Here is a 25256-nt window from a genome sequence, read left to right as displayed (position 1 = left end):
TTCTTTTCCGCGTGCGTATGTCGCTCACCGGACGGAATTGGCGGCTGCATGCCGCACACCACGACCGTTCATGCCGCAAAGCCTTGTGCCACAACGCTCTGCCCGGGATTCGCAAGCACGGGATTACACAGTAATTTGATCCGGATCAACCGCCCGCAACATTTCTCGCGCGTGCGGATGCGCGCGTTATACTCCGTTGAATTCGCGTTGCCCGATTCGTCGGATCGTTGAATCGGCGCAGATGTCACCAGTGAATGCGTGATTTACCGGTATATCTGGCCGCGATTAACGATAATCGGCGTCCATTTTCCCCGCCGGCCGGCAGGAAGGCGTCGGAATGGCCGCGTACCGGATCGCCGCCGGCACGACATACGAACAATCGCATCGGCCCGCCTCCCGGCGGCAATGCCCACCGATCCACCGACCATGGCAGAAACCGACTACGCAATGCCCAGCGAATCCGGCCTGACGAGCCGTGTCGCCGCGCATCTGCGCCGGTTCCTGCTGCCGCACCTGATCTTCTATACCGGGCTGCTGATCGCGCTGGTCCTGCTGCTCCTGTGCGGGGTCGTGCTGTACGAGGGCCGCATCGACGCGCGCGACCGCTCGGCCGCGATGCAGCAGAATCTTGCGCTGATGGCATCGTGGGACATCGAGCGCAACATCGAGATCTATTCGCTGTCGCTGCAGGCCGTCGTCGAAGGCGAGAACGACCCCGAGGTCGTCAAGCTGCCGATGCCGCTGCGGCGCCAGGTGCTGTTCGACCGTGCGACGACCGCCAAGTACCTCGGCGGGATCTACGTGCTCGACGCGAAGGGCGACATCGAGGTCGACGGCAAGAGCGACGTGCCGCGCAAGGCCAACTTCGGCAACGAACCTTACTTCGTCGTGCACCGCGATCACCCCGACGCCGGCCTGTACGTCAGCCCCCCGTATCACTCGCGGATGCGCGGCGGCTCGCCGAGCATCGCGCTCAGCCGGCGGATCACGAAGCCCGACGGCTCGTTCGGCGGCGTCGCCGTGATGTCGATCCGGCTCGAATATTTCCAGAACCTGTTCTCCCGCCTGTCGCTGGGCGATCGCGGCTCGATCGCGCTGATCAACACGGACGGCAGGATGCTCGCGCGCGAGCCGTACGACCCGAAGATCGTCGGCCGCGACATCAGCCATGCCAGCACGTTCCGGCGGTTCATGACCGCCAATCAAGGCAGCTTCGCCGACACCGCGTCGATCGACGGCGTGCGGCGCCTGTACGTGTTCCGGCACCTCGAGAACCTGCCGCTCATCATCATGGTCGCGCGCTCGGAAGCCGATACCTACGCCGCGTGGTACGACCGTGCGATTCCGATCGGCTCCGCGATGGTCGCGCTCGCGATCGGCTTCGTCGGCCTGTCGCTGCTGCTCGACGTGCAGCTGCGCAAGCGCCACCGCGCGGAAACCGAACTGCAGGCGCTCGCGCGCACCGATGGCCTCACGGGCCTCGACAACCGCCGGATGCTCGACGTCACGCTCGCGCGCGAATGGCGCCGCGCCGCGCGCTCGCAGCACGCGCTGTCGCTGCTGTTCATCGACGTCGATTACTTCAAGCGCTACAACGACACGCAAGGGCACCAGGCCGGCGACGACGCGCTTGCCGCGGTCGGCCACTGCATCGCCGGCTGCCTGCGCCGCCCGGCCGATTACGCGGCGCGCTACGGCGGCGAGGAATTCGTCGTGGTGCTGCCCGACATCGACACGGACGGCGCGGTGACGATCGCCGAGACGATCCGCACCGGCATCCTCGATCTCGGCATCCGGCACGACGCCGGTGCCGCCGGCCGACTGACGGTGAGCATCGGCGTGACGACCAGCTATCCGGAACACGACGACGACATGCAGGGCGCGCTGAAGCTCGCCGACGACGCGCTGTATCGCGCGAAGGAAGGCGGGCGCAACCGCATCGTCGTGCACCCGGCCGCTTCCGGCGGCCTCGCGGCGCGGCAGGCCTGAACGGCCGGACACGCCACGCCGCCGGGCGACGGCCGCGCAACGGCCGGGCGGCCGCCGGGCCGCCGTCGCCGCCCGTGCGCAAAATCGCCGACAATGTCGCCTCGACCTGCCGCCGCACGGCTGACGCACCCGGCCGGCCCGCGCGGGTGCACGGCCGCTTCGCACCACCATGAGACTCAAGGCAAAGATCTTCCTTCTGGCCATCGTGCCGTTCCTGCTCGCGATCGCCGGCATCGGCTTCGGCGTGCGCCAGCAGGCGACGTCCCTCGCGCGCACGCAGCACGCGACGATCCAGGCCGCGTACCTGTCGAGCAAGGAAGTCGAGCTGAAGCACTACGTCGAGCTGGCGACGAGCGCGATCATGCCGCTCTACGACGCGAGCGGCCGCAACGCGCGCGACGACGCGATGCTGCGCACGCAGGCCCTCGCGATGCTGCAGAAGATGGATTTCGGCCCGGACGGCTATTTCTTCGTGTACGACCTGCGCGGCAATTCGCTGATGCATCCGCGCGAGCCCGAGCGCGTCGGCCACAACTACTGGTCGATGCGCGACCCGCAGGGCGCGCTGACGATCCAGAAGCTGATCGGCGCGGCGTCGAGCGGCGGCGGCTACGTGCGCTACGCATGGCAGCGACCGTCGACGGGCCGCGTCGCGCCGAAGCTCGGCTACGTCGTCGCGCTCGAGCGCTGGGGCTGGATGGTCGGCACCGGCATCTATCTCGACGACGTCGACACCGCGCTACAGCGCATCGACGCACGCGCATCCGCGAACATCGAGCGCACGATGAGCTGGCTGACCGCGATCGCGCTCACCGGCGCGGCGGCGATCGCCGTGTGCGCGCTGGTGCTGAACGTAAGCGAGTCGCGCAGCGCCGACGCGAAGCTCAAGCTGCTCGCGCAGCGTGTCGTCGAATCGCAGGAGCAGGAGCGGGCGCGGCTGTCGCGCGAGCTGCATGACGGGATCAGCCAGATGATGGTGTCCGCGAAGCTGATGCTCGAATCCGCGCTCGCCCGCTTCGAACGCGGCACGGCCCGCCTGCCCGAAGCCGAGCAGGCACTGGCATCGGGCGTCGGCCGGCTCGGCGACACGCTGCGCGAAGTGCGGCGCATCTCGCATGCGCTGCGTCCGTCGATGCTCGACGACCTCGGCCTCGCAGCCGCGCTCGAGCAACTGGTGCGCGAGCTCGGCGCCGAAAGCGGCATCGACATCGGCTATACGCAGGTCGCGCACAGCGGCGCCCGGCCGCTGCCCGAAGCCGTCAACACCGCGCTGTTCCGGATCGCCCAGGAAGCGCTCAGCAACATCGTGCATCATGCGCAGGCGTCGCGCGCGGCCGTCACGCTCGACGTCGGCGCGCAATCCGTCCTGCTGACCATCGCCGACAACGGCTGCGGCTTCGACGCCGAACGCTCGCAAGCCGACGCGCGCCGCGGCATCGGCCTGCGCAACATGCGCGAGCGCCTCGACGCGCTCGGCGGCATGCTGACGATCACGTCGCAGGTCGGCCACACGATCGTCGCCGCGCGCGTGCCGCTGCCCGGCGCCGCGTCATGATGCGCCCCATCACAGGAGACCTTTCACGCATGAGCGCCCCCGACACTGCCCGGCCCGTCGCCCGACTGCTGCTCGTCGACGACCACCCGCTCGTGCGCGACGGCTTGCGGATGCGGCTCGAAGCGGCCGACCTGTCCGTGGTCGGCGAAGCCGGCAACGCCGACGAGGCGCTCGCGCTTGCCGCGTCGCTCGAACCCGATCTCGCGCTGATGGACGTCGGCATGAACGGGATGAACGGCATCACGCTCGCGGGCGTGTTCCACGAGCGCTTTCCGGCCATCCGCGTGCTGATGCTGTCGATGCACGACAACATCGAATACGTGACGCAGGCCGTGCGTGCCGGCGCGAGCGGTTACCTGCTGAAGGATTCGCCCGCGAGCGAGATCGTGCGCGCGATCGGCGCCGTGCTGGCCGGCCAGACGTTCTTCAGCGAAGGGCTCGCCGCGCGGATGATCCACGCGAGCGCGACCGCGTCGCCGCTCGACCGGTTGACGCCGCGCGAACGCGACATCCTCGACGCGCTGGCGGAAGGGCTGTCCAGCAAGCAGATCGCGCAGCAGACGGGGCTGTCGGTGCGCACGGTCGAGACGCACCGGCTCAATCTGAAGCGCAAGCTGGAGATCGAAGGGCAGGCCGAGCTGATCAAGTTCGCGGTCGAGCATCGGCGGAGGTAGGCCATCCGACGGACGCCTCGATCCGCTGCGACAGGCTCTATCTGCCGCCACGCCACATCACTCCGGCTGTGACGACGTCACGCACGCCGCCGCCGCGCGTCCCGGCTGCTTCTCCGTTTCACGCCGCACCATCAGCATCACCGCAACCACAATACTGAGGATCCCGGAACACAAAACCGCGACCGAAAACCCGTGCGCCATCGCGTCCCGATACGCACCGAGCGGCGCCGGCTGCCCTGCCGCAAATACATGCTCCATCACCGCCTGTCGCGCGAGCGTATCCGCTTGCGCGCTGCCGGCCACCAGCATCGCGGCCGTCATCCGGTGCAGCGCCCCGACGCTCATCACGCTGCCGAGCACCGCGATGCCCATGCTCATCCCGGTCTGACGCAACGCGTTCATCGTCGCCGACGCCATGCCCGCGCGTTCGGCCGGCGCCAGTTCCATCACGGTCATGCCGGTCGCGGGCACCGCGAGCCCCATGCCGACGCCGAGCAACGCCAGCGCGACACCGACCGGCACATACGACGTGTCCGCGCCGAAGCCGGCCATGAGCGACAGCATCGCGCCGATCAGCCCGTATCCCCCCACCATCAGCGCATGCAACGGAATACGCGCCGCGATGCGCCCGAACAGCATCGACGTGATCGCCGTCATCACGAACTGCGGCATCAGTTGCCAGCCGGCCTCGGCCGGCGTGCGCCCCTGCGCCTGCTGCAGGAACAGCGACAGGAAGAACAGGCTGCTGTACCCCGAGAACCCGAGCACGAACGACGCGAGATTGGCGCGCACCAGCCGCCGGTCGCGAAACAGCCAGACCGGCAGCAGCGGCCGCTCGACACGCGTCTCGACTCGCACGAACACGACGAACGCCACCGCTGCGCCCGCCAGCGGCGCGAGCACCTTCGCGTGCCACGCGCCGGCTTCGCCGATGCCGATCAGCCCGTACGTGAGCAACCCGAGCCAGATCACGCTCAGCGCCTGGCCGAGCGGATCGAACGCCGCGTGCTGCGGATGCCGGCGCTCCGGAATGCCCCATGCGCCGAGCAGCACGGTCACGATGCCGATCGGCACGTTGACGAGGAAGATGTTCTGCCATCCGCCGTGCTCGACGAGCAGGCCGCCAACCAGCGGCCCGACGATCAGCGCGAGCGCACTGAACGCGGACCACCCGCCGATCGCGCGGACACGCTCCCGCGCATCGGGAAACGCATGCGTGAGGATCGGCATCGCGCCCGGTATCAGCAACGCACCGGCGAGCCCCTGGATCGCGCGCCCGATCAGCAGCGGCTCGATGCTGCCCGCGCATGCGCACACCACCGACCCCGCCGTGAACAGGACGACGCTGGCGAGCCAAACACGCTTGTGCCCGTAGCGATCGCCGAGCGGCCCGGCCGACAGCATGAACGCGGACAGCGCCAACGCATACGCGTTGACGACCCACTGGAGGCCACCGATATCGGTATCGAGCGCCGTCTGCAGCGTCGGCAGCGCGACGTTGACGATGCTGATGTCGAGCGTGGCGAGAAAGGTGCCGAGACAGGCGGCCAGGACGAGTGCGGCGCGACGGGAGCGAGGCATGGTGGTCAGCCCTTGACGGGCATCGAGATGAGAATGATTCTCATCATATATATCGACCGACCGTCGGTCAATGGACTGCGTTGGCCGTGAGCGGGACGCTGGCCTAAACTGCGGGCTTTGCATGAACGGGCGTCGAGCCGCGCGATGACGGACAGGACCAAGGCAGGACTCAGGACAGTGAAAGACGACACGCCGGCAGGCAAGCCGCGCACGAAGCCGGCAGAAGTGCGCCTCGAGGAACTGATGGCGGCGGCCGAGACGCTGTTTCTCGCGCAGGGCGTGGAAGCGACGACCATCAGCGAGATCGTCGAGCACGCGCAGGTCGCGAAGGGCACGTTCTATCACTACTTCGAATCGAAGTCCGACATGCTCGCCGCGCTCGCGCAGCGCTACACGGCGTCGTTCCTCGACCGTTTGCAGCACGCGGTGGACGCATGCGACGCCGACGACTGGCTTGCGCGCCTGCGCGCGTGGATCCGCGCCAACATCGAAACCTACGCGGCGACCTACCGCACGCACGACATCGTCTACACGAACCACCATCACCACGATCGCGCGAATGCCGACAAGAACGCGATCCTCGACCAGCTCGGCGCGATTCTCGACGGCGGCGCGCGGGCCGGCACCTGGCGGCTCGCGCACCCGCAGGTCACCGCGCTGCTGATCTATGCGGGCGTGCATGGTGCGACCGATCACATCATCGCGGCGCCGGAAGCGGATCGTGCCGCGTTCGTCGATGCGGTGGTCGACGATTGCCTGCGGATGCTCGGCGTCGGCGCGTAACGCGCCGCCAGCGCACAGCCATGAAAAAGGGCGCCCGAGGGCGCCCTTCGTGCATCCGGAATCCGGACCGCTCAGCGGCCGATCAATTCGTCCGCGAATTGTGCTTCTGCAGGTACGCGATCAGCCCATCGATGCCGCCCGATGCGAGCTGGCTCTTGAACTGGCCCTGGTAGACCTGGATCAGCCACGCGCCCGACATGTCGATGTCGTAGATCTTCCAGTCGTTGCCGACCTTGCCGAGACGATAGCCGACCGACTGGCTGTCACCCGGCGTCGTGACCGTCGACTGGACGAGCGCGTCGGCGCCCGACGCGCCGCCGGCCTTGAACGAGAACTTCGCGTCCTGGCTGCCGAGCTGCGCGAGCGATGCGGCGTAGGTGCGCGTCATCAGCAGCTTGAACTGCTTGTACAGCTCCTGCTGCTGTTGCGGCGTGGCCTGCTTCCACGCGTCGCCGACCGCGATGCGGGTCGTGCGCTCGAAGTTGGTCGCGGGCAGGAAGCGCTGCTCGACGACCGCCGAGACCTTCGCCATGTCACCGCCGCGTGCGGCCGGATCGGCCTTCATCGCGTTGACGGTACCCTCGACCGCATTGCGGACGATATCGACCGGCGCGCTCTGCGCAAAAGCGGAAACCGACACGGCGGCCGCCGCGACGAAAGCAAACAGTTGACGTTTCATACGAATATCGCTCGATGAGAAAAAACGACCGGTTCATTGCACCGGCCGACGGAGCAAAGTATACCGGGCCCGACGCCTCGGTGCGCCGCCGTGACCGACTGTTACCTTTCAGATCCTTTGTCACAGGCCGGCGGCGGCGCGTCGAAGCAGCCCGGCGCCGTTTATGTAAATATCCCCTTACAAACCGGCCAGCCACCGGTATCGATTCCGCCGCCGCGAACAAATCTCCTTCCGTTCTCGTAACCCCCAACGTCACGACCGCCGCCACGCCGCGCCGGTATACTTGGCTACTTTGCCCTTTCCAGCCGCTCCCCACCGCCACATGGTGACATCTCTCATCGTCCGACTCGTTGCATGGTCGGTACGCCGGCCCGTCTGGGTCGTCGTGCTGTCGCTCGTCATCGCCGCGCTCAGCGGCGTCTATGTCGCACAGCATTTCAAGATCAACACCGACATCAGCAAGCTCGTCGATGCGGAACCGCAATTCGCCGCGCTCGGCCACGCCGTCGACACAGCGTTCCCGCAACGCAACGGCACGATCCTCGCGGTCGTCGAGGCGCCCGCGCCCGAATTCGCGAATGCCGCCGCGCAGGCGCTGACCGAAGCACTGCAGAAGGATGCCGCCGCCGGCCGCATCGGCCAGGTCGCCGAGCCCGGCGGCGGGCCGTTCTTCGAGCACAACGGGCTGCTGTTCCTGTCGCCGCAGGAAGTCACCGATACGACCGCGCAGCTCGCGAGTGCGCGCCCGCTCGTCAACGAACTCGCGAAGAACCCTAGCCTGACCGGGCTCGCCACGACGCTCTCCACCACGCTCGGCCAGCCGCTGCTGACCGGCCAGGTGAAGCTGCCGACGATGGCGAAGCTGCTCGCCCGCAGCGCCGCGACGGTCGACGACGTGCTGGCCGGCAAGCCGGCCGCGTTCTCGTGGCGCGCGCTGGTCGACAACGATGCCGCGCGGCAGCCCGCGCGCGCGTTCGTCACCGTGCAGCCCGTGGTCAACTACGGCGCGCTGAAGGCCGGCGCGGCAACCAGCCAGGTGATCCGCGACGCGGCCCGTTCGATCGACCTCGAGAAGCGCTACGGCGCGGTCGTGCGCCTGACCGGCGAACAGCCGCTCGCCGACGACGAATTCGCGTCGGTCGAGGACGGCGCGGCGCTCAACGGCGTCTTCACGCTGCTCGCCGTGCTCGTCATCCTGTGGCTCGCGCTGCGCTCGAAGCGGATGATCGGCTCGGTGCTCGTCACGCTGTTCGTCGGCCTCGTCGTGACCGCCGCGCTCGGCCTCGCGATGGTCGGCTCGCTGAACATGATCTCGGTCGCGTTCATGGTGCTGTTCGTCGGCCTCGGCGTGGATTTCTCGATCCAGTACGGCGTGAAGTACCGCGAGGAGCGCTTCCGCGATCCGCGCATCGACCATGCGCTGATCGGCGCCGCGCACTCGATGGGCATGCCGCTCGCGCTGGCCACCGCGGCCGTCGCGGCGAGCTTCTTCTCGTTCATCCCCACCGCCTATCGCGGCGTGTCCGAGCTCGGCCTGATCGCGGGCGTCGGGATGTTCGTCGCGCTGCTCACCACGATCACGCTGCTGCCCGCGTTGCTGCGCCTGTTCGCGCCGCCGGGCGAATCGAAGACGCCGGGCTTTCCGTGGCTCGCGCCGGTCGACGATTACCTCGATCGCCATCGCAAGCCGATCCTGATCGGCACGCTCGTGGTCGTGATCGGCGCGCTGCCGCTGCTCGCATTCCTGCGCTTCGACTTCAACCCGCTGCACCTGAAGGACCCGAACAGCGAATCGATGGCGACGCTGCTCGCGCTGAAGGATTCGCCGGAAGCCGCCGTCAACGACGTCACGCTGCTCGCGCCGTCGCTCGCGCAGGCCGATGCGGCCGCGAAGCGCCTCGACGCGCTGCCCGAAGTCGGCCGCACGACCACGCTGTCGACCTTCATCCCCGCCGACCAGCCGGCCAAGCGCGCGGCGATCGCCGCGGCCGCGAGCGACCTGCTGCCCGCGCTGACGCAGCCGCCCGCGCCGCCCGCGACCGACGCGCAGCGCGTCGCCGCGCTCAAGCGCGTGTCGGACCTGCTGAGCTACGCGGCCGAAGATCACCCGGGCCCGGGCGCGGCCGCCGCGCAGCACCTGTCGGCGTCGCTCGCGAAGCTCGCCGCCGCGGATGCCGCGACGCGCGACCGCGCCGAACGCGCGTTCTCCGACACGCTGCGCATCGCGCTCAACCAGCTCGCGTCGCTGCTGCAGCCGCAGGGCGTCACGCGCGAATCGCTGCCGCCGCAGCTGGTGCGCGACTGGGTCGCGCCGGACGGCCATGCGCTCGTGCAGATTTCGCCGAAGGTGCCGAAGGGCGTCGACCCGGGCGACGACACGATGCTGCGCCGCTTCGCGAAGGCCGTGAAAGCCGCGGAGCCGGGCACGACCGGCGGGCCAATCTCGATCCTGCATTCGGCCGACACGATCATCAACGCGTTCCTGCATGCGGCGCTGTGGTCGATCATCTCGATCACGGTCCTGCTGTGGGTCACGCTGCGCCGCTTCGGCGACGTGCTGCGCACGCTGGTGCCGCTGCTCGTGTCGGGCGTCGTGACGCTCGAGCTGTGCGTCGTGCTCGGCATGCCGCTCAACTTCGCGAACATCATCGCGCTGCCGCTGATGCTCGGCGTCGGCGTCGCGTTCAAGGTGTATTTCGTGATGGCGTGGCGCGCGGGGCAAACCGGCTTGCTGCACTCGAGCCTCACGCATGCCGTCCTGTTCAGCGCCGCGACGACGGCGACCGCATTCGGCAGCCTGTGGCTGTCGCACCACCCGGGCACGTCGAGCATGGGCAAGCTGCTCGCGCTGGCCCTGACCTGCACGCTGATCGGCGCCGTGGTGTTCCAGCCCGTCCTGATGGGCAAACCGCGCGTCAAACGCGCCAAGAACCAATCGCAAGGAATCAATGAATAAGGTGCGAATCATTGCGGCGACCGTTGCCGCCAGCGCGGCGCTGACCGGCTGCGCGACGGGACCGAACCGCAACCCCAACGACCCGCTCGAGCCGATGAACCGGGCGATGTACAAGTTCAACGACACCGTCGACACGAACATCGCCCAGCCGATCGCGAAGGGGTACCAGAAGGTCACGCCGACGCCCGTGCGCACCGCGATCAGCAACTTCTTCTCGAACCTCGGCGATCTCGGCAACATCGCGAACAACCTGCTGCAGTTGCGCATCACCGATGCCACCGAGGATCTGATGCGCGTGGCGATGAACTCGGTGTTCGGCGTCGCCGGCCTGATCGACATCGCGACGCCCGCCGGGCTGCCGAAACATCACCAGGACTTCGGCCTGACGATGGCGCGCTGGGGCGTGCCGTCGGGCCCGTATCTCGTGCTGCCCGTGTTCGGGCCGAGCACGATCCGCGACGGCGTCGGCCGCGCGGTGGACGTGCGCTTCAACCTGCTGAACTACATCGAGCCGGCCGCGCGCAACCCGATGTACATCGCGCAGTTCATCAGCGCGCGTTCGGACCTCCTCGGTGCGACCGACCTGCTGAAGCAGGCCGCGCTCGATCCGTATTCGTTCGTGCGCGACGCCTACCTGCAGCAGCGCAAGTCGCTGACGTACCGCAGCCAGTCGTCGTCGGCCGCGCTGCCGGCCTACAACGAACCGGGTGAAGCGGGCGCCGTGCCGGCGGCGACGCCGGCCGTGCCGGGGCTGCCGAACTACGAGGATCCGGGCGATGCGGGCGGCGCATCGGGCGCCACGCCGAGCAATGCACCGGCCGCGCCGGGGCTGCCCCAGTACGACGATCCGGGCGCGGACAACGCGATGCCCGCGAGCGCGCCTGCTGCTGCGTCGGCCGCTGCGCCGGCTGCGGCATCGGCGGCCGCACCCGCGACGCCCGCGAGCGCGCCGGCCGTGCAGCAGTAACGCTGCAGCGGCCACCGCCGCAAAGACAAAGAGCGCTGCAGATGCAGCGCTCTTTTTTTGTCCGCGAGAAACGGAAAACCGGGGGGAGAAGGGCGGGACGGGCGGCGCGCGCCGCTCAGGCGATCCGCATCGCACCGGCACGCTCGAACGCGTGTCGCGCCTGGATCAGCGTCGTGCGCGCCGCGCGCGCATCGCTCGCGACCTGCAGCAGCGGGCCGAGCTGCGACGGCTGCTTCAGCAGTTCGCGCAGGATCGGCAGGATCGCCGTGCTGCCGTCGTCGCGCAGGCCGGCCGTTGCCGCGCGCGGCAACGTGCGCCACGCCGGATCGACGATCGCGCGGCACACCGCGAACGGTACGCCGCGCGCCGCCGCGAAGGCCGCCGCGATATGCGACTCCATGTCGACGGCGAGCGCGTCCTTCGCGCGATGCAGCGACGTCTTGTCCTGCTCGCTGATGACCGGTGCGCCGACGGCCGCGATCGTGCCGCGCGTGACGCGCGCCCAGACGGGCGTGTCGTGCAGCGCGGCGACGAGCCGTGCGCTCCAGCCTGCGTCGGTCTCGACACGGCCGAACGGCCCGTCGATCGCGCTCGCGACCACGAGCGCGCCGGGCGCCAGGTCGGGCGCGAGCCCGCCTGCCGTGCCGAAGCTCACGATGCCTGCGCAACCGCGTGCGGTCGCCTCGGTCAGCGCGCGTTCGAGGCGGTCGGCCCGTGCGGCAAAGACGGCTTCGACGCCGTCGCCGCGCGCGATGCGCGCCTCGAATGCCATCCCCGTCACGGCGATGACGGGCAGCGAGCCGGTGGATTGCGGCGCCACGCGTTACAGCCCGACCGTCACGCGCGTGGTGTTGTCGCGCTTCAGGTTGCGATAGCGGGCGAGCGCCCACAGCGGGAAGAACTTGCGATAGCCGTGATAGCGCAGGTAGAACACGCGCGGGAAGCCCGTCGCCGTGAAGCGCGTCTCGTCCCACAAGCCTTCTTCGTTCTGCTCGGCGATCAGGTAGTCGATGCCGCGCGCCACCGCCGGGTTGTTCACCTCGCCGGCCGCCATCAGGCCGAGCAGCGCCCACGCGGTTTGCGACGCGGTGCTCGGCGCCTGCTCGAAACCGCGATAGTTCAGCTTGTAGCTGTCGCCGTCCTCGCCCCAGCCGCCGTCCTTGTTCTGGATCGACAGCAGCCATTGCGCACCGCGCTTCATGCGCGGATCGTCCGGCGTCAGGCCGGCCGCATTCAGCGAGCACAGTGCCGTCCACGTGCCGTACACGTAGTTCATCCCCCAGCGGCCATACCAGCTGCCGTCCGGTTCCTGTTCCTTGAGCATGTAGTCGAGTGCGCGACGCGCCGGCTCGCTGTTCAGCGGCGTCTCGCCGAGCTGCGACAGCATCGACAGGCAGCGGCCCGACACGTCGGCCGTCGGCGGATCGAGCAGCGCGCCGTGATCCGAGAACGGGATGTTGTTCAGGTAGTACTGCGTGTTTTCCGGTTCGAACGCGCCCCAGCCGCCGTCGCTGCTCTGCATCCCGACGACCCACTCGCGCGCCCGCGCGATCGAATCGCGATACGCATCGTTCTGCTTGAGTTGCTGCGCGCGCTCCATCGCCACCGCGACCACCGCCGTATCGTCGACGTCCGGGTAGTGCGCGTTCGCGTACTGGAACGCCCAGCCGCCGGGCCGCACGTGCGGGCGGCGCGAGATCCAGTCGCCGCGCACGTCGAGGATCTGCAGCGGGCGCAGCCATTCGAGGCCGCGGATCGCGGCATCCTCGGCACGCGCGTCGCGCGTTTCGAGCAGCGCATGCGCGGCGAGCGACGTGTCCCACACCGGCGACAGGCACGGCTGGCAATACGCTTCATCGTCGTGCACGACGAGCAGCTTCTCGATCGACTTGCGCGCGATCGCGCGGTTCGGGTGATCTTCCGCGTAGCCAAGCGCGTCGTACATCATCACCGAGTTGGCCATCGCCGGATAGATCGCGCCGAGGCCGTCCTCGCCGTTCAGGCGCTCGTCGACGAACGACACGGCCTGGCGGATCGCGCGTTCGCGCGTGTAGTTCGGGAACAACCCGTCGACCGCGCGCAACGCATGATCGACCACGCGGAAGAACGCGAACCAGCCGGCGCTCTGGTGGCCCTGGCGCGGCAGCAGCCCGGCGTTGACGGGCGGATCGATGAACAGTTCGTCGATGCGCACGCCGCGCGGGTTCTTCGCGAGCGGGCGCTTCGCGTTCAGCACGAGCAGCGGCACGATCACGGTGCGCGCCCAGTACGAGACCTTCGACAGATGGAACGGGAACCACTGCGGCAGCAGCGTGATCTCGACCGGCATCATCGGCACCGCGCGCCACGGAATCGCGCCGTACAGCGCGAGCTGGATGCGCGTGAACACGTTCGACATCTCGGCGCCGCCCATCGCGTGGATGGCGCGGCGCGCACGTTGCATGTGCTCGGCGTTCTCGTCGTCGCCGATCACCTTCAGCGCGAAATACGCCTTCACGCTCGCGCTGATGTTCGGCGCGCCGTCGGTGAACAGCGGCCAGCCGCCGTCGGCCTGCTGGATGCGGCGCAGATACTTGCCGATCTTCTGTTCGAGCTCGAGGTTCGGCGTCTCGCCGAGATAGTGGACGAGCAGCACGTATTCGGCGGGAATCGTCGAATCGGCTTCGAGTTCGTAGACCCAGTGGCCATCCGCGTTCTGCGCGGCCAGCAGCGCGTCGGTCGCACGCGCGACGGCCGTATCGACGCCGGCCGGCACGGCGCCGGCGGACAGGGTAGCCATTTCGGTGAGATCGTTCATCGGTCCCTCTTTTACTTACTGTGTCTGGAGCACGTCCGCGGCCAGTTGGCCGGAGCGGATCGCACCCTCGATCGTGGCGGGCAAGCCGGTGGCAATCCAGTCGCCCGCCAGCACAAGATTGGTCCAGCGCGTACGCACGGCCGGACGCTTCATTTCCTGCGACGGCACCGCCGCAAAGCCCGCGCGCGGCTCGACGACGAGCTGCCACGCGGGGATGGTTGCCGGGTTCGCGCCGGTCACGCGCGCGACGTCTTCCCAGATGCGCCGCGCGAGCGTGTCGCGCGGCGTGTCGAGCCAGCGGCCCGCGTCGCGGATCGTCGCCGCGAGCTGGCCGCCGCCGGTGCGCACCGTATCGACCACACCGTTGACCACCGACGTCTGCAGCGGGTTGCCGGCCGGCGCTTCAGCCGCGAAATACGCGGTCACGACCGCGCTGAACGTGTCGGGCGCGGTGAGTTCGGGCACGAGCGGCTGCGCGACCTCGGGCGGCACGGCCAGCACGACGGCATCGCCCGGCGCGAGATCGATCCGCTCGCCGCCGACCGAAACCGCATCGACCGCGTTGCCGTGCGCACCGAATTCGAACGCGTCGAGCCGCGAGTTCAGCCGGATCTGCGCGCCGCCGTGCTGCAGCATCCGCAGCGCCGGTTCGACGAATGCGCTGCCGAGGCCGTGTCGCGCGACGAGCGGACGGCAAGCGGGGCCGCCCGCGGAAAACGTGCTGCACAGCGCCGCGCGCGCGAGTTCGGCACTCGCGTGGCGCGGCTCGACGTTCAGCACACCGAGGAAATACGGCCGCAGCCAACGTTCCCACAGCATGCCGTCGCATCGCATCGTCTGTGCGAGTGAGCGGCCCATGCGCGCGAACGCGAGCGGGGCGAGCGCGAGGTAGTCGAGCGGCGTCGTGTCCGGCGCGCGCGACGCGGCATCGAACAGCCACGACGGCCAGCGCCCGCCGCCGAAGCGCAGCGTCCAGCGCTGCTGCGACGCGACGTCGACGACCGGGAATTCAGGCAGCGCGGGCCCCGTGAGCTGGTCGGCCGCGCCGATCGCACGCAGGTAGCGCTGCGTCGCGGGCTGTCCCGCGAACACCGTGTGCAGCCCGCTGTCGAGCGTCGTGTTCAGCGTCCCGTCGAACCACGAGCGGCAGCGGCCGCCCGCATGCGCGTGCGCGTCGTGCAGCACGATGCGCCGCCCGCGGCGTTGCAACTCGACCGCGGCCGACAGGCCGGCAACGCCGGCGCCGATCACGTGGACGGTCCTGGGCATCGACTCGGTCGGCTCAGAACAGCGCGTAGCGCGCGGCGATCATCAGCATGCGCGCCTTCGGCTTGCGCAGCGGCGCGCGCGGGAACGCAAAGCCGCGTGCGATCGCGGCTTCGAGAATGCAGCGATACGCGCCCGACATGATGCGCGGCGCCTTCACCTGCGCACGCGCGCAGGTGTCCATCACCGCGTCGGCCTGGCGGAAGTGCTCGAGCGCGCGCTCGACGAGCGTCGCGCACACGCGCGGCAGCGCCGGATCGCGCACGATCGTCGCCGGGTCGGTGATCGCGATGCCTTCGCGCGCAAGCAACTCGCGCGGCAGGTAGCAACGGTTGATCGCCGCATCGTCGTCGATGTCGCGCAGGATGTTCGTCAGTTGCAGCGCGCGGCCGAGGTGATGCGACAGCTTGATCCCTTCGGCTTTCGGCATCCCGAAAATCCTCACCGACAGCCGGCCGGCCGCGCTCGCCACGCGATCGCAGAAGAGGTCGAGCGTCGGTTCGTCGGGCGCGCAGATGTCTTCGACCGCATCCATCGCCATCCCGTCGATCATCGCGTGGAAGTCGTCGCGCTGCAGGTTGAATGCACGGATCTCGCGATCGAGCGCGGCCAGGTGGCGCGGCGGGCGGCCGGCGAAGCACGCGTCGATGTCCGCGCGCCAGCGGTCGAGGCCCGCGTGGCGCTCGGCGCGCGGCAGGTCGCTGTCGGCGATGTCGTCGACCGCGCGGCAAAACGCGTAGACCTGGAACATCGCATCGCGCTGCGCAGCCGGCAGGATGCGCATCGCAAGATAGAAAGAACTGCCCGATGTGACGGCAGCGGCGTCGGTTTCTTGTTCGTCCACGACGGAATGGGAAACGGCCAAGACGAGCTCCACGGAGACACCCACGCGGGGCGATTGAAGAAGCCATGCCCGGCTGGGATGGTCAGGGTGTCAAATGCGTGCGAGATATGCGAACGATCGACACAGACAGGCACAAATTACCGGCCGGAAGCCGGAATTGGGCGAAAGTATAGCAATCTTTGAAGTTCGATGGCGGACACGCGCCACGTGCGGCGGCATGCCGGAAGCCGTTGGCCGGCAAGCGCGGCCGGCCCGGGCGGGCCTCGGCGCCGGCGGCGCGTCAGCCGTAGACGATGTCGCGTTGCAGGTCGAGCGCAATGAGCCCCATTTCGTGGGTGAGCTGCAGCATCGAGCGGCGTTCGAGGCGCGAGCCCATGAAGCTCGTCACGCGGCCGTCGGGCTCCGTAGTGAACTGGAATGTCGCGCCGCCCGTGCCGAACCACGCGCCCGGCACATCGGGCGATTCCTGCCAGTCGATCTGCGCGAACACGCGTGCGATGCCCGCACGCACCAGGTCGCCCGGGCCGATCGCCGGCGCGATGTCGCCGAGGTCGTCGAGCGAATAGGGGCCGGGCTTGTCCGGCCTCCGGTAGAAGAGATAGTCGACGTTCATGGGGCGCAATCGCAGGCAAAGCAACAAATTAGCGTGCTTCGCGATAAATTCAAATCAGATACGAACGAAATGTGGCCTGTACGAGACAAGAGGGACGGATCGAATCCGGCCCGTCAGGGCGCACACGGGTTCGTCTAAGATGACACCTTTCTCAAGATCTGAAGACCCGGACACCATGGAGACGAACGCAAGCGCCACCCCGCAGTCCGATCATCCCGTTTTCGTGCTCGTGCACGGCGCCTGGCACGGCGCGTGGTGCTACGCGCACGTCGCGGCCGCGCTGGCCGCGCGCGGCCACCTGTCGATCGCGCGTGACCTGCCCGCGCACGGCATCAACGCCCGTTTTCCCGCTTCCTACTTCGCACGCCCGCTCGACAAGGACGCGTTCGGCGCCGAGCCGTCGCCGGTCGCGAACACGACGCTCGACGATTACGCCACGCAGGTGATGCAGGCGGTCGACGACGCGTACGCACTCGGCCGCGGCAGGGTCGTGCTCGTCGGGCACAGCATGGGCGGCCTCGCGATCACGGCGGCCGCCGAACGCGCGCCGGACAAGATCGCGAAGATCGTCTATCTCGCGGCCTTCATGCCCGCGTCGGGCGTGCCGGGCCTCGACTACGTGCGCGCCCCTGAAAACAAGGGTGAAATGCTCGGCCCGCTGATGCTGGCGAGCCCGCGCGTCGCCGGTGCGCTGCGCATCGATCCGCGCAGCGGCGACGCCGCCTATCGCGAGCTCGCGAAGCGCGCGCTGTACGACGACGTGCCGCAGGCCGACTTCGAGGCCGTCGCGAACCTGATGAGCTGCGACGTGCCGGCCGCGCCGTTCGCGACCGCGATCCCGACGACGGCCGCACGCTGGGGCGCGATCGACCGTCACTACATCAAGTGCCTGCAGGATCGCGTGATCCTGCCCGCGCTGCAACAGCGCTTCATCGACGAAGCCGACGCGTTCGCGCCCGGCAACCCGACCCACGTGCACCAGCTCGACAGCAGCCATTCGCCGTTCATGTCGCAGCCGGCCGTGCTCGCCGGCGTCCTGGCCGACATCGCGAAAAGCTGAGCGCGGCACGCGCCCGGCGCATACGCTCCGCGCACGGCGGGGCGTATGCGCCACCTACGCATACGCGACCGACCGGTCGCGCCCGAGCCGCTTCGCGCGATAGAGCGCGGCGTCGGCCTCGTTGACGAGCACGTCGCTGGTCGGCGCGCCCGCCTTCGCACACGCGCCGCCGACGCTCGCCGTCACCGGCACGCTGACCCCCTCGGCATCGACCGGCACGCTGCCGATCGCATCGCGCACCTTGTCGGCCACGAGCATCGCCTCGTCGAGATTCGTGCACGGCAGCAGCAGCGCGAATTCCTCGCCGCCGAAGCGGCCGAACGTATCCTGCGCACGCACGATCGACGCGACGCGACGCGCGGTCTCGCGCAGCACGGCATCGCCGGCGGCATGCCCGAAGCGGTCGTTGATCGTCTTGAAGTGGTCGAGATCGAACAGCAGCACCGACAGGTCGCCGCCATAGCGCTGCCAGCGCGCGAATTCGTCGCTGAGCCGCGCCTCGAAGAAGCGCCGGTTCGCGATGCCGGTCAGGCCGTCGCGATTCGCGTGCTCGCGCAGCTTCGCGACCGCTTCCTCGCGCTCGCGCTGCATCACGCTCACATGCGTGACGTCCGAGATCGTCACGCACACGGCTTCGACGTCGCGGCCGCGCGTGAGCGGCATGAACGTGCAGTCCTGCTGCATGTAGTCGACCCCGCCCGTGATCGGCCGGTCGTGCTCGAAGCGGAACAGGTAGGGCCGCTGCTCCCACGAGCTGAACGCGAAGCTGCCGAGCTGGAACACGCTCTCGAGCTTGCGCGACAGCCACGCGCGCGGCAGGTCGGGAAAGCAGTCGAACAGGTTGCGGCCGATCACGTCCGCGGCCGGGATGCCGCTGTGGTCCTGCATGAAGCGATTCCACATCAGCACGGTCATCGCGCGGTCGAGCACGAACAGGCCGAAGCCCACCCGCTCGATCACGAGGTCGCTCAGCGACGAGGTGGCGGCCGTCATAGCGCGGACAGCAACGCGTCGAGCGCGTCGCCCATCAGCCGGATCGAATCCTCGGCCATCAGCATCACGAAGTGGGCGCGGAACGCGTGGTCCTCGAGCCCGAAGTTCACTTCCAGCAGCAATGCCACGCTCCAGGCCAGCTCGGTCGGCTGGAATACGTCGTCGAACGACACGTTCGCGCCGAGCAGCCCCGGCGGAAAGAACACGGGCTTGCGGCCGAGCTCGTCGAGGATCGACGCGACGCACGCGCCCATCAGCACGTTCGCGACGTCGAACACGACTTCGTCGGGGGTCGCCATCCCGCCGTACACGCCATCGCCGAACGTGCGGTCGACGACCGACATGAGCCGCGCGATGCTCGCGGTGCGGCACAACACGATCGCCTCGCCCTTGATGTCGGAACGAAAACCCTGGCGCACGGCGGTCACGTTGTCGTGAATGCCCGTCATCTCGCGCAGCGCGTCGCCCGCGTCGGTCGCTTTCACGACCCGCACGCGCGGCACCGACAGCTCGATGAAGTGCCCGAGCAACAACGCGAGCCGCGCGGCGGCGCGGCCCATTGCGAGGTTGGCGATCTCCTGCAACGCGTCGCGTTGCTCCGCCGTGAACACCGAGTCAGGCATACAACCCATACTCCTTGAGAATGGGCAGCAATGCCTCCGACGTCACGGGCTTGGCTACGAATGCGATCGCGCCCAATTCGCGCACGCGTGCTTGCGCCTGCGGCTGAATATCGGCGGATACCACGATCACGAACGTGTTCAGATCTTCGTGGCGCAGTGTCTCCAGGACCTGATATCCGCTCATGTCGGGCATCGTCAGGTCCAGAAACATTACGGAAGCTTTGCCGTCACGATAGAGCGCCAAGGCCTCTCGACCATTCGCGGCATACGCGACTTCGACGTCCCAGCCTCCCGGCAGCGCCTTTGTCAGAAGTTTGCGAGCGAGCAGCGAATCGTCGGCAATTACAATCGGCAAAGGCATGGGGCGATGCGGTATACGGAATGGTCTCTCTCGCGTTAACGACCGCGCGGCGCACTTCTTTAGGCGCCATGCGTTCGGGTGTGCGGGCAACCGTCTGGCGGCCGCGCGCGGGCGCCGCGACGCGGAGTGCGCGCGACGCACCGCGCGGCGAACACCGGCGGGCGCATATATCTGTCATAGGGAAAGCAAGGCGCGATTCTCTGAGTAAACCGGAGGCGATGCAACTCGCCATTTTCAGCATTTCGAACAGAATTGGTCCGAACACGCGCCATTCCGAAAACAGGCACGACCATTTTCGAGATAAGTACGCAAAATTTTTCCTTGTGTACGTTTGCGCTGCCGGATTCGTCGCGTTTTCAATCTGACAATTTCCCCCTGTCGAAACCAACAGGATGGCTGGCGTCCGGGGCCGTGCGGCGGGCCGTCGCAACTCGTTTATGATGGCAGGCACCTCTGCCTCGCCCGCTTCCTCGATGATGTCCAACCGGCCCGCCGATTCCCACGCTCCCGCCTCCCCGCCCGCCGACGACTGGCAGGACGACGGCAACTATGCGGCCGGTGCGCCCGAGCACGATTTCGCGGTGCGTCGCATGACGCTGATCGTGCTGCTCGTCGCGGCGATCGTGCTGCCGTGCATCTACGTCGTGGTGATGGCGTACAACGACCTGAAGACGCGCGAGGCCGCCGCGAGCGACGTGACGATGCGCACGGTGCGGGTGGCCGAGGAGCACGCGCTCAAGGTGTTCGACCTGAGCGAGACGCTCGATGCGCGCATCGTCGATCTCGTGCAGGACATGGACGACGCGACCGTGCGCAACCGGGAGTCCGACATCCACGAAGCGCTGAACACGATCGGCGGCGGCTATCCGCAGGTGGCCGCCGTGTCGATCTTCGGCGCGAGCGGGATGCTGCTCGCGAACAGCCTCTACTATCCGGCGCCCTACGCGTCGATCGCGAACCGCGACGACTTCGCCGGCATCCGCGACGGCAAGGTCATCGAACACATCTCGCGGCTGATGATGGGGCCGCTCAAGCTCGAGAACATTCCCGTGTTCAACACGGGCGTCGCGCGGCGCCATAGCGACGGTTCGTTCGCCGGGATGGTGTCGATCGCGCTGAAGTCGTCGTATTTCAACGCGTTCTACCGCGACCTGCTCGGCGGCGCGAGCACGCCGATGACGATGGCGCTCGCGCGCTCGGACGGCGCGGTGATCGCGTCGTATCCGCCGCCGCCGGCACTCGCGCACACCGATCGCGCCGTCACGTTCGGCGACGCGCGCAACGATCCGCGCGCCGGCGTCGTGCGCGTGCGCCACGACGGCGCGAGCAGCGAGATCGTCGCGTATCGCCAGGTCGGCAGCTATCCCGTCTACGTGACATGCGCGTACCGCACGTCGGCGATCTGGCATGAATGGTACGAACACCTGAGCGTGCTGTTCATCTCGATGTTCGCGCCGTCGGTCGCGCTGTGGTCCGTGATCTGGCTGTCGCTCAAGCGGCTGAAGGCGGAAGAGGAGGCGTGGGACCGCTGGCAGGCCGAAGCGTCGATGCGGCGCTCGATCGAATCCGCGTACCGGCAGTCGCGCAAGATGCAGGCGCTCGGCAATCTCGTCGGCAGCGTCGCGCACGACTTCAACAACCTGCTGATGATCATCTCGAGCAACGTGCAGATCGCGCGGCGGCGCGGGGTCCAGCATCTCGACAAGGAACTCGGCGCGATCGAGCGCGCGCTGAAGAACGGGCAGTCGCTCACGCGCCAGCTCCTCGGTGTCGCGCGCAAGCAGCCGCTGCACAACGAAACGATCGACGTCGGGCAATGGCTCGGCACGTGCCGCGAATTGCTGAAGACATCGCTCGGCTCGAAATCGTCGCTGGTCGTCGCGATCGAGCCGGGTGTCTGGCCGATCCGCGTCGACGTCGCGGAGCTCGAGCTCGCGGTGATCAACCTCGCGGTCAACGCGCGCGACGCGATGACGACCGGCGGCCGCTTCACCGTCGGCGCGCGCAACGTGACGCTGCGTCGCGAAGACGGTTTTCCGCTCACCGGCGATTTCGTGCAGATCTCGCTCGACGACACGGGTTCGGGCATGGCGCCCGACGTGCTCGCGCGTGCGTTCGAGCCGCTGTTCACGACGAAGGCGCAGGGGATGGGGACGGGGCTCGGCCTGCCGCAGGTGTTCGCGTTCTGCGAACGCTCGGGCGGCCTCGCGACGATCGACAGCGCGGTCGGCGCCGGCACGTCGGTGCGCCTCTACCTGCCGCGCGCACGCGTCGAGGATGTCGTCGCGCGGCCGCCGGCGGTCGTGCACGATGCGGGGGCGGGGGCGCTCGCCGGGCTGCATGTGCTGCTCGTCGAGGACAACGGCGAAGTCGCGGCCGGGACCGAAGCGCTACTGTCGCTGCTCGGGCACCGGGTGACCTACGCGCCCACCGCCGACGACGCGTTGCGCCTGATCGAAGGCTCGGCCGCGAACGACGCGTTCGATCTCGTGATTTCGGATATCCACATGCCGGGCCGCCTGAACGGCATCGACCTCGCCGAAGCGGTCGAACAACGGCCGGAGAAACTGCCCGTGATACTCGTCACGGGTTACGCGGAGGAGCTCGACCGCACGCGCACCGTCAACGTCCGCGTGCTGTCGAAGCCGTTCGACATCGCGCTGCTCGACGAGATCCTGCTGGGCATCCGTGAAGCGCGCGATGCACGACACGCGCGGCACGCCGGCACGTGACCCGCTGCGTGCGGGCCCGCGCCGGTGCCGGCGGCGTGATCGGGTGGGGCGCTCAGGCCGACTTCAGCAAGCGCACCCAGCCCGTGTAGCGATCGACGAAGCCCTGCAGGAACTTGCGGGTGTCTTCGCTGACGATCTGGCCCTGGTCGTCGATGCGCGCCGGATCGTGCTTGATGAACATCTCGGGCTGCCCGAGCGTCTTCACGTCGAGATACGCGAGCACGTTGCGCAGGTGCTGCTGCGCGAGCGCGGTGCCCGTCGCACCCGGCGACGTGCCGAGCACGGCACCCGGCTTGCCCGACCACGAGTTGGAACCCCACGGGCGCGAGCCCCAGTCCAGCGCATTCTTCAGCACGCCCGGAATCGAGCGGTTGTACTCGGGCGTGAAGAACAGCAGCGCGTCGGCGGCCTCGATCGACTGCTTGAAGCGCTTCGCGACTTCCGGGAAATCCGCGTCGTAGTCCTGGCTGTATAGCGGCAGCTCGCCGATCTCGACGAACTCGAACGAGAAATCGGCGGGGGCGAGCGAGATCACGGCGTGTGCGAGCGCGCGGTTCCACGAAGCGCGACGCAGGCTGCCGACGACCACAGCGATGCGATAGGACATGACATTCTCCTTCCGGTGAGTGAGGAATCGGATCGATTACTTCCGAACGGGCGACAAAGGTCTGTTTATAGGCAAGCCAGCCCGCGAACCGCCCCACGGGGCCGTCCGGCCGACTTTCCACAAGGTTTTCCACAGAAATTGTGGATAACTCGGCCGTTATGCTCTGACATTACAGATTGCCTACCGCGAGTCGTTGCCGACCCGCGACACAGGGTTCGGCAAGCATAGCGCAGCGCGCAGGCCGGTTTCGTGAATTCGTGACGGAACATGCATTGCAGGCCGGCACCGCGCCCAGTAAGCTGCTCGCACAGCGATGCGCCTGCCCTGTGGCGCACGCGCGATCGCTTCGAGACTTGCAACCCATTCATGCCGTCCGCCTACGACGATCCCGTTTATCTCGCGCAACTGCGGCGCGACCTGCTGCGCTTCGCGCGGCTCCAGCTCCGTGATGCCGATGCGGCCGAAGACGCCGTGCAGGAAGCACTCGCCGCCGCGTGGTCGCATGCGGGCGATTTCGCCGGGCTGTCGGCGCACAAGACCTGGGTGTTCGGCATCCTGCGCAACAAGCTGATCGACGTGCTGCGCGCGCGGCAGCGGACGGTGAGCCTGTCCGCGCTCGATGCCGAGCTCGACGGCGAATCGGTGCTCGATCGCGAGCTGTTCAAGGAAAACGGGCACTGGGCCGCGCATGCGAAACCGCGACCGTGGCCACGCCCCGAAACGCTGTTGCAGCAGCAGCAGTTCTGGACGCTGTTCGAGGCCTGCCTCGATCACCTGCCGGAGCAGATCGGGCGCGTGTTCATGATGCGCGAATTCCTCGACTTCGAAATGACGGACATCTGCAGCGAATTGACGCTGACGACGAATCATTGCAGCGTGCTGCTTTACCGGGCGCGCACGCGCCTGCGAACCTGCCTGAGCGAACAAGGATTAACGACCGAAGATGCTGCCGGGGAAATGTACTGACGTGACGCGACTGCTGTCGGATGCGCTCGACCGGCATCTGACCCTGCATGAGCGCCTGCAGGTGCGCATACACCTGCCGACCTGCAGTGGCTGCAGAGCCTATCGCGGGCAGATCGCGCTGCTGCGGACGGCCGCGAAAGCGGCGGCGGGGCGGGGGCCTGCCCCGGATGATGATGGTGTGTCGTCCGGGGAAGGCTAAGCCCGGATCGCTCGACGGCGATCGTCCGGGCCGTAGTGGCGGGCCGCCCGGTGATCGAGCTGGCTTCAATTGCCGATGCTCGTGCTAATGCTTGCGCTGGGCTGACGCAATCAGAAAAATACGGCGGGCAAGAATTATTCGAACAGCGCCTGCACCGATTCGGGCGGCCGGCCGATGGCGGCCTTGCCGCGGTAAACGACGATGGGTCGTTGCAACAGAATCGGATGAGCGGCAATTGCCGCATAGGCTTCCGCATCGGTCAGATCGGCGCGGGCCAGATTCAGCGCCTTGTACGGTTCCTCACCGTCGCGCAGCATGTCGCGAACCGGTCGGCCAAGCTGCCGATGCAGCGCTTCGAGTTCCTCGACCGTCGGCGGCGTCTTCAGGTACTCGACGACATTCAACGGCGCACCGGTGGTATTCAGCGACTCGACCAACGCAAGCGTCTCGCGCGACTTCGAGCATCGGGGGTTGTGGTAGATCGTGATCATCTTTCAGGCCTGGAGGGTAGAGCCCTGTATTGTAGCCAGGTCTGTATTGGGGGCTTGGCGGGGCAGGCGACGAGTAATCGGGAGACCGGGCGCGGATTCGCTGCTTCGTAGAGGCCGACGGATGATGCGGTGCGATGGATCGCGAAAGGGGAGTGCTGGTCGGGACGCGCTTCAATGAATTGGTGGGTTTATGCGCATAAAGGCGCGCGGAACTCTATCGCGGGATGGTGAATAAAGGTCCGCGCGCCTGGCCAATACGATGGGGTTCGGTCCGCAAAGGGTGTAGCCGATGGCGCTGCAGGCCGGTTGGTTTATGCGCATAAAGCGGGCGACTGCCGGGCATGAGGATCCTGCGATTCGCGGCGCGGTGAATACAGGCGCTTCGGTGTGCCTGCTTCGGTGTGCCTGCTTCGGTGTGCCTGCTTCGGTGTGCCTGCTTCGGTGTGCCTGCTTCGGTGTGCCTGCTTCGGTGTGCCTGCTTCGGTGTGCCTGCTTCGGTGTGCCTGCTTCGGTGTGCCTG

At 68.0% G+C, this 25256-nt stretch carries 22 protein-coding genes; 10 read left to right on the top strand and 12 right to left on the bottom strand.

Translation table 11 applies throughout. From position 1 onward, the window contains the following. Positions 1-426 precede the first annotated feature (426 nt). From LGM56_RS26965 to LGM56_RS26955, 3 genes are all read left to right on the top strand, one after another. Positions 427-1989, top strand: a complete 1563-nt coding sequence (locus tag LGM56_RS26965) for a sensor domain-containing diguanylate cyclase (RefSeq protein ID WP_226207199.1) — start codon at positions 427-429, stop codon at positions 1987-1989. A gap of 169 nt (positions 1990-2158) precedes the next feature. Then, a complete protein-coding gene (locus LGM56_RS26960) occupies positions 2159-3544 on the top strand; it encodes a cache domain-containing protein (protein ID WP_226207198.1) in 1386 nt (461 codons plus the stop codon). Between the two features lie 29 nt (positions 3545-3573). After that, positions 3574-4218, top strand: a complete 645-nt coding sequence (locus tag LGM56_RS26955; protein ID WP_089495933.1) for a response regulator — start codon at positions 3574-3576, stop codon at positions 4216-4218. A 57-nt stretch (positions 4219-4275) separates the two neighbouring features. Here the strand turns inward: LGM56_RS26955 and LGM56_RS26950 are convergent, their stop codons facing one another. Next, positions 4276-5799, bottom strand: coding sequence for an MFS transporter (locus LGM56_RS26950; protein ID WP_226207197.1), 1524 nt, complete (start codon positions 5797-5799; stop codon positions 4276-4278). 144 nt (positions 5800-5943) lie between these two features. On the opposite strand from LGM56_RS26950, the gene LGM56_RS26945 reads away from it, so the two are divergent. Beyond that, positions 5944-6582 (top strand): TetR/AcrR family transcriptional regulator, encoded by a 639-nt coding sequence (locus tag LGM56_RS26945; RefSeq protein ID WP_089475944.1) that lies wholly within the window; start codon positions 5944-5946, stop codon positions 6580-6582. A gap of 82 nt (positions 6583-6664) precedes the next feature. Here LGM56_RS26945 and LGM56_RS26940 read toward each other — a convergent pair whose 3' ends face one another. Then, positions 6665-7261 (bottom strand): phospholipid-binding protein MlaC, encoded by a 597-nt coding sequence (locus tag LGM56_RS26940; protein ID WP_089495929.1) that lies wholly within the window; start codon positions 7259-7261, stop codon positions 6665-6667. Between the two features lie 322 nt (positions 7262-7583). On the opposite strand from LGM56_RS26940, the gene LGM56_RS26935 reads away from it, so the two are divergent. Together LGM56_RS26935 and LGM56_RS26930 are read left to right on the top strand one after the other, a co-directional pair. Continuing rightward, a complete protein-coding gene (locus LGM56_RS26935) occupies positions 7584-10217 on the top strand; it encodes an MMPL family transporter (protein ID WP_089495928.1) in 2634 nt (877 codons plus the stop codon). Further along, positions 10210-11184, top strand: coding sequence for a VacJ family lipoprotein (locus LGM56_RS26930; RefSeq protein ID WP_226207196.1), 975 nt, complete (start codon positions 10210-10212; stop codon positions 11182-11184). The genes LGM56_RS26935 and LGM56_RS26930 overlap by 8 nt, the downstream gene beginning before the upstream one ends. A 115-nt stretch (positions 11185-11299) precedes the next feature. Here LGM56_RS26930 and LGM56_RS26925 read toward each other — a convergent pair whose 3' ends face one another. The 5 genes from LGM56_RS26925 to LGM56_RS26905 all read right to left on the bottom strand — a co-directional run bounded on the left by LGM56_RS26925 (position 11300) and on the right by LGM56_RS26905 (position 16704). Further along, positions 11300-11956 carry a phosphorylase gene (locus LGM56_RS26925; protein ID WP_241022391.1) on the bottom strand — a complete coding sequence of 219 codons (657 nt, stop codon included), beginning with the start codon at positions 11954-11956 and terminating at the stop codon, positions 11300-11302. A 51-nt stretch (positions 11957-12007) separates the two neighbouring features. Further along, positions 12008-13981 (bottom strand): squalene--hopene cyclase, encoded by a 1974-nt coding sequence (shc, locus tag LGM56_RS26920; RefSeq protein WP_226207195.1) that lies wholly within the window; start codon positions 13979-13981, stop codon positions 12008-12010. A gap of 15 nt (positions 13982-13996) precedes the next feature. Further along, positions 13997-15250, bottom strand: coding sequence for a hydroxysqualene dehydroxylase HpnE (hpnE, locus tag LGM56_RS26915; RefSeq protein WP_226207194.1), 1254 nt, complete (start codon positions 15248-15250; stop codon positions 13997-13999). A gap of 13 nt (positions 15251-15263) precedes the next feature. Next, positions 15264-16112 carry a presqualene diphosphate synthase HpnD gene (hpnD, locus tag LGM56_RS26910; protein WP_226207193.1) on the bottom strand — a complete coding sequence of 283 codons (849 nt, stop codon included), beginning with the start codon at positions 16110-16112 and terminating at the stop codon, positions 15264-15266. Between the two features lie 259 nt (positions 16113-16371). Then, positions 16372-16704, bottom strand: coding sequence for a hypothetical protein (locus LGM56_RS26905; RefSeq protein WP_226207192.1), 333 nt, complete (start codon positions 16702-16704; stop codon positions 16372-16374). A 175-nt stretch (positions 16705-16879) separates the two neighbouring features. Between LGM56_RS26905 and LGM56_RS26900 the strand changes: the two genes are divergently transcribed. Further along, on the top strand, positions 16880-17764 hold the full coding sequence (locus LGM56_RS26900; protein ID WP_226207191.1) for an alpha/beta fold hydrolase: 885 nt from the start codon (positions 16880-16882) through the stop codon (positions 17762-17764). A gap of 54 nt (positions 17765-17818) precedes the next feature. Here LGM56_RS26900 and LGM56_RS26895 read toward each other — a convergent pair whose 3' ends face one another. Genes LGM56_RS26895 through LGM56_RS26885 form a run of 3 tightly spaced genes read right to left on the bottom strand, consistent with a single transcriptional unit; the run spans position 17819 to position 19741 of the window. Beyond that, positions 17819-18757: a GGDEF domain-containing protein gene (locus LGM56_RS26895; RefSeq protein ID WP_089443728.1), complete on the bottom strand. Its 939-nt coding sequence runs from the start codon at positions 18755-18757 to the stop codon at positions 17819-17821. Further along, on the bottom strand, positions 18754-19380 hold the full coding sequence (locus tag LGM56_RS26890) for a chemotaxis protein CheC (protein ID WP_039344650.1): 627 nt from the start codon (positions 19378-19380) through the stop codon (positions 18754-18756). Before LGM56_RS26890 ends, LGM56_RS26895 begins: the two co-directional genes overlap by 4 nt. Next, complete coding sequence (locus tag LGM56_RS26885; protein WP_039344648.1) at positions 19373-19741, bottom strand: response regulator; 369 nt, start codon at positions 19739-19741, stop codon at positions 19373-19375. Before LGM56_RS26885 ends, LGM56_RS26890 begins: the two co-directional genes overlap by 8 nt. 473 nt (positions 19742-20214) lie before the next feature. On the opposite strand from LGM56_RS26885, the gene LGM56_RS26880 reads away from it, so the two are divergent. Further along, the gene (locus tag LGM56_RS26880; protein ID WP_226207190.1) at positions 20215-22473 is read left to right on the top strand and encodes a hybrid sensor histidine kinase/response regulator; all 2259 of its coding nucleotides are present in this window, start codon (positions 20215-20217) and stop codon (positions 22471-22473) included. A 52-nt stretch (positions 22474-22525) separates the two neighbouring features. Here the strand turns inward: LGM56_RS26880 and LGM56_RS26875 are convergent, their stop codons facing one another. Next, the gene (locus tag LGM56_RS26875) at positions 22526-23080 is read right to left on the bottom strand and encodes an NADPH-dependent FMN reductase (protein WP_011353625.1); all 555 of its coding nucleotides are present in this window, start codon (positions 23078-23080) and stop codon (positions 22526-22528) included. Between the two features lie 366 nt (positions 23081-23446). Here LGM56_RS26875 and LGM56_RS26870 point away from each other — a divergent pair, with 366 nt between their 5' ends. Together LGM56_RS26870 and LGM56_RS26865 are read left to right on the top strand one after the other, a co-directional pair. Continuing rightward, on the top strand, positions 23447-24046 hold the full coding sequence (locus LGM56_RS26870) for an RNA polymerase factor sigma-70 (RefSeq protein WP_069252807.1): 600 nt from the start codon (positions 23447-23449) through the stop codon (positions 24044-24046). After that, on the top strand, positions 24024-24245 hold the full coding sequence (locus tag LGM56_RS26865; RefSeq protein ID WP_089446749.1) for a zf-HC2 domain-containing protein: 222 nt from the start codon (positions 24024-24026) through the stop codon (positions 24243-24245). Before LGM56_RS26870 ends, LGM56_RS26865 begins: the two co-directional genes overlap by 23 nt. 134 nt (positions 24246-24379) lie before the next feature. Here the strand turns inward: LGM56_RS26865 and arsC are convergent, their stop codons facing one another. After that, complete coding sequence (gene arsC, locus LGM56_RS26860; RefSeq protein WP_089495921.1) at positions 24380-24736, bottom strand: arsenate reductase (glutaredoxin); 357 nt, start codon at positions 24734-24736, stop codon at positions 24380-24382. Positions 24737-25256 lie beyond the last annotated feature (520 nt).

This window comes from Burkholderia sp. AU38729, from assembly GCF_020419725.1.
Taxonomy (GTDB): domain Bacteria; phylum Pseudomonadota; class Gammaproteobacteria; order Burkholderiales; family Burkholderiaceae; genus Burkholderia.
The sequence above is the reverse complement of the archived record's forward strand: the minus strand, read 5'-3'. Positions and strand labels throughout refer to the sequence as shown.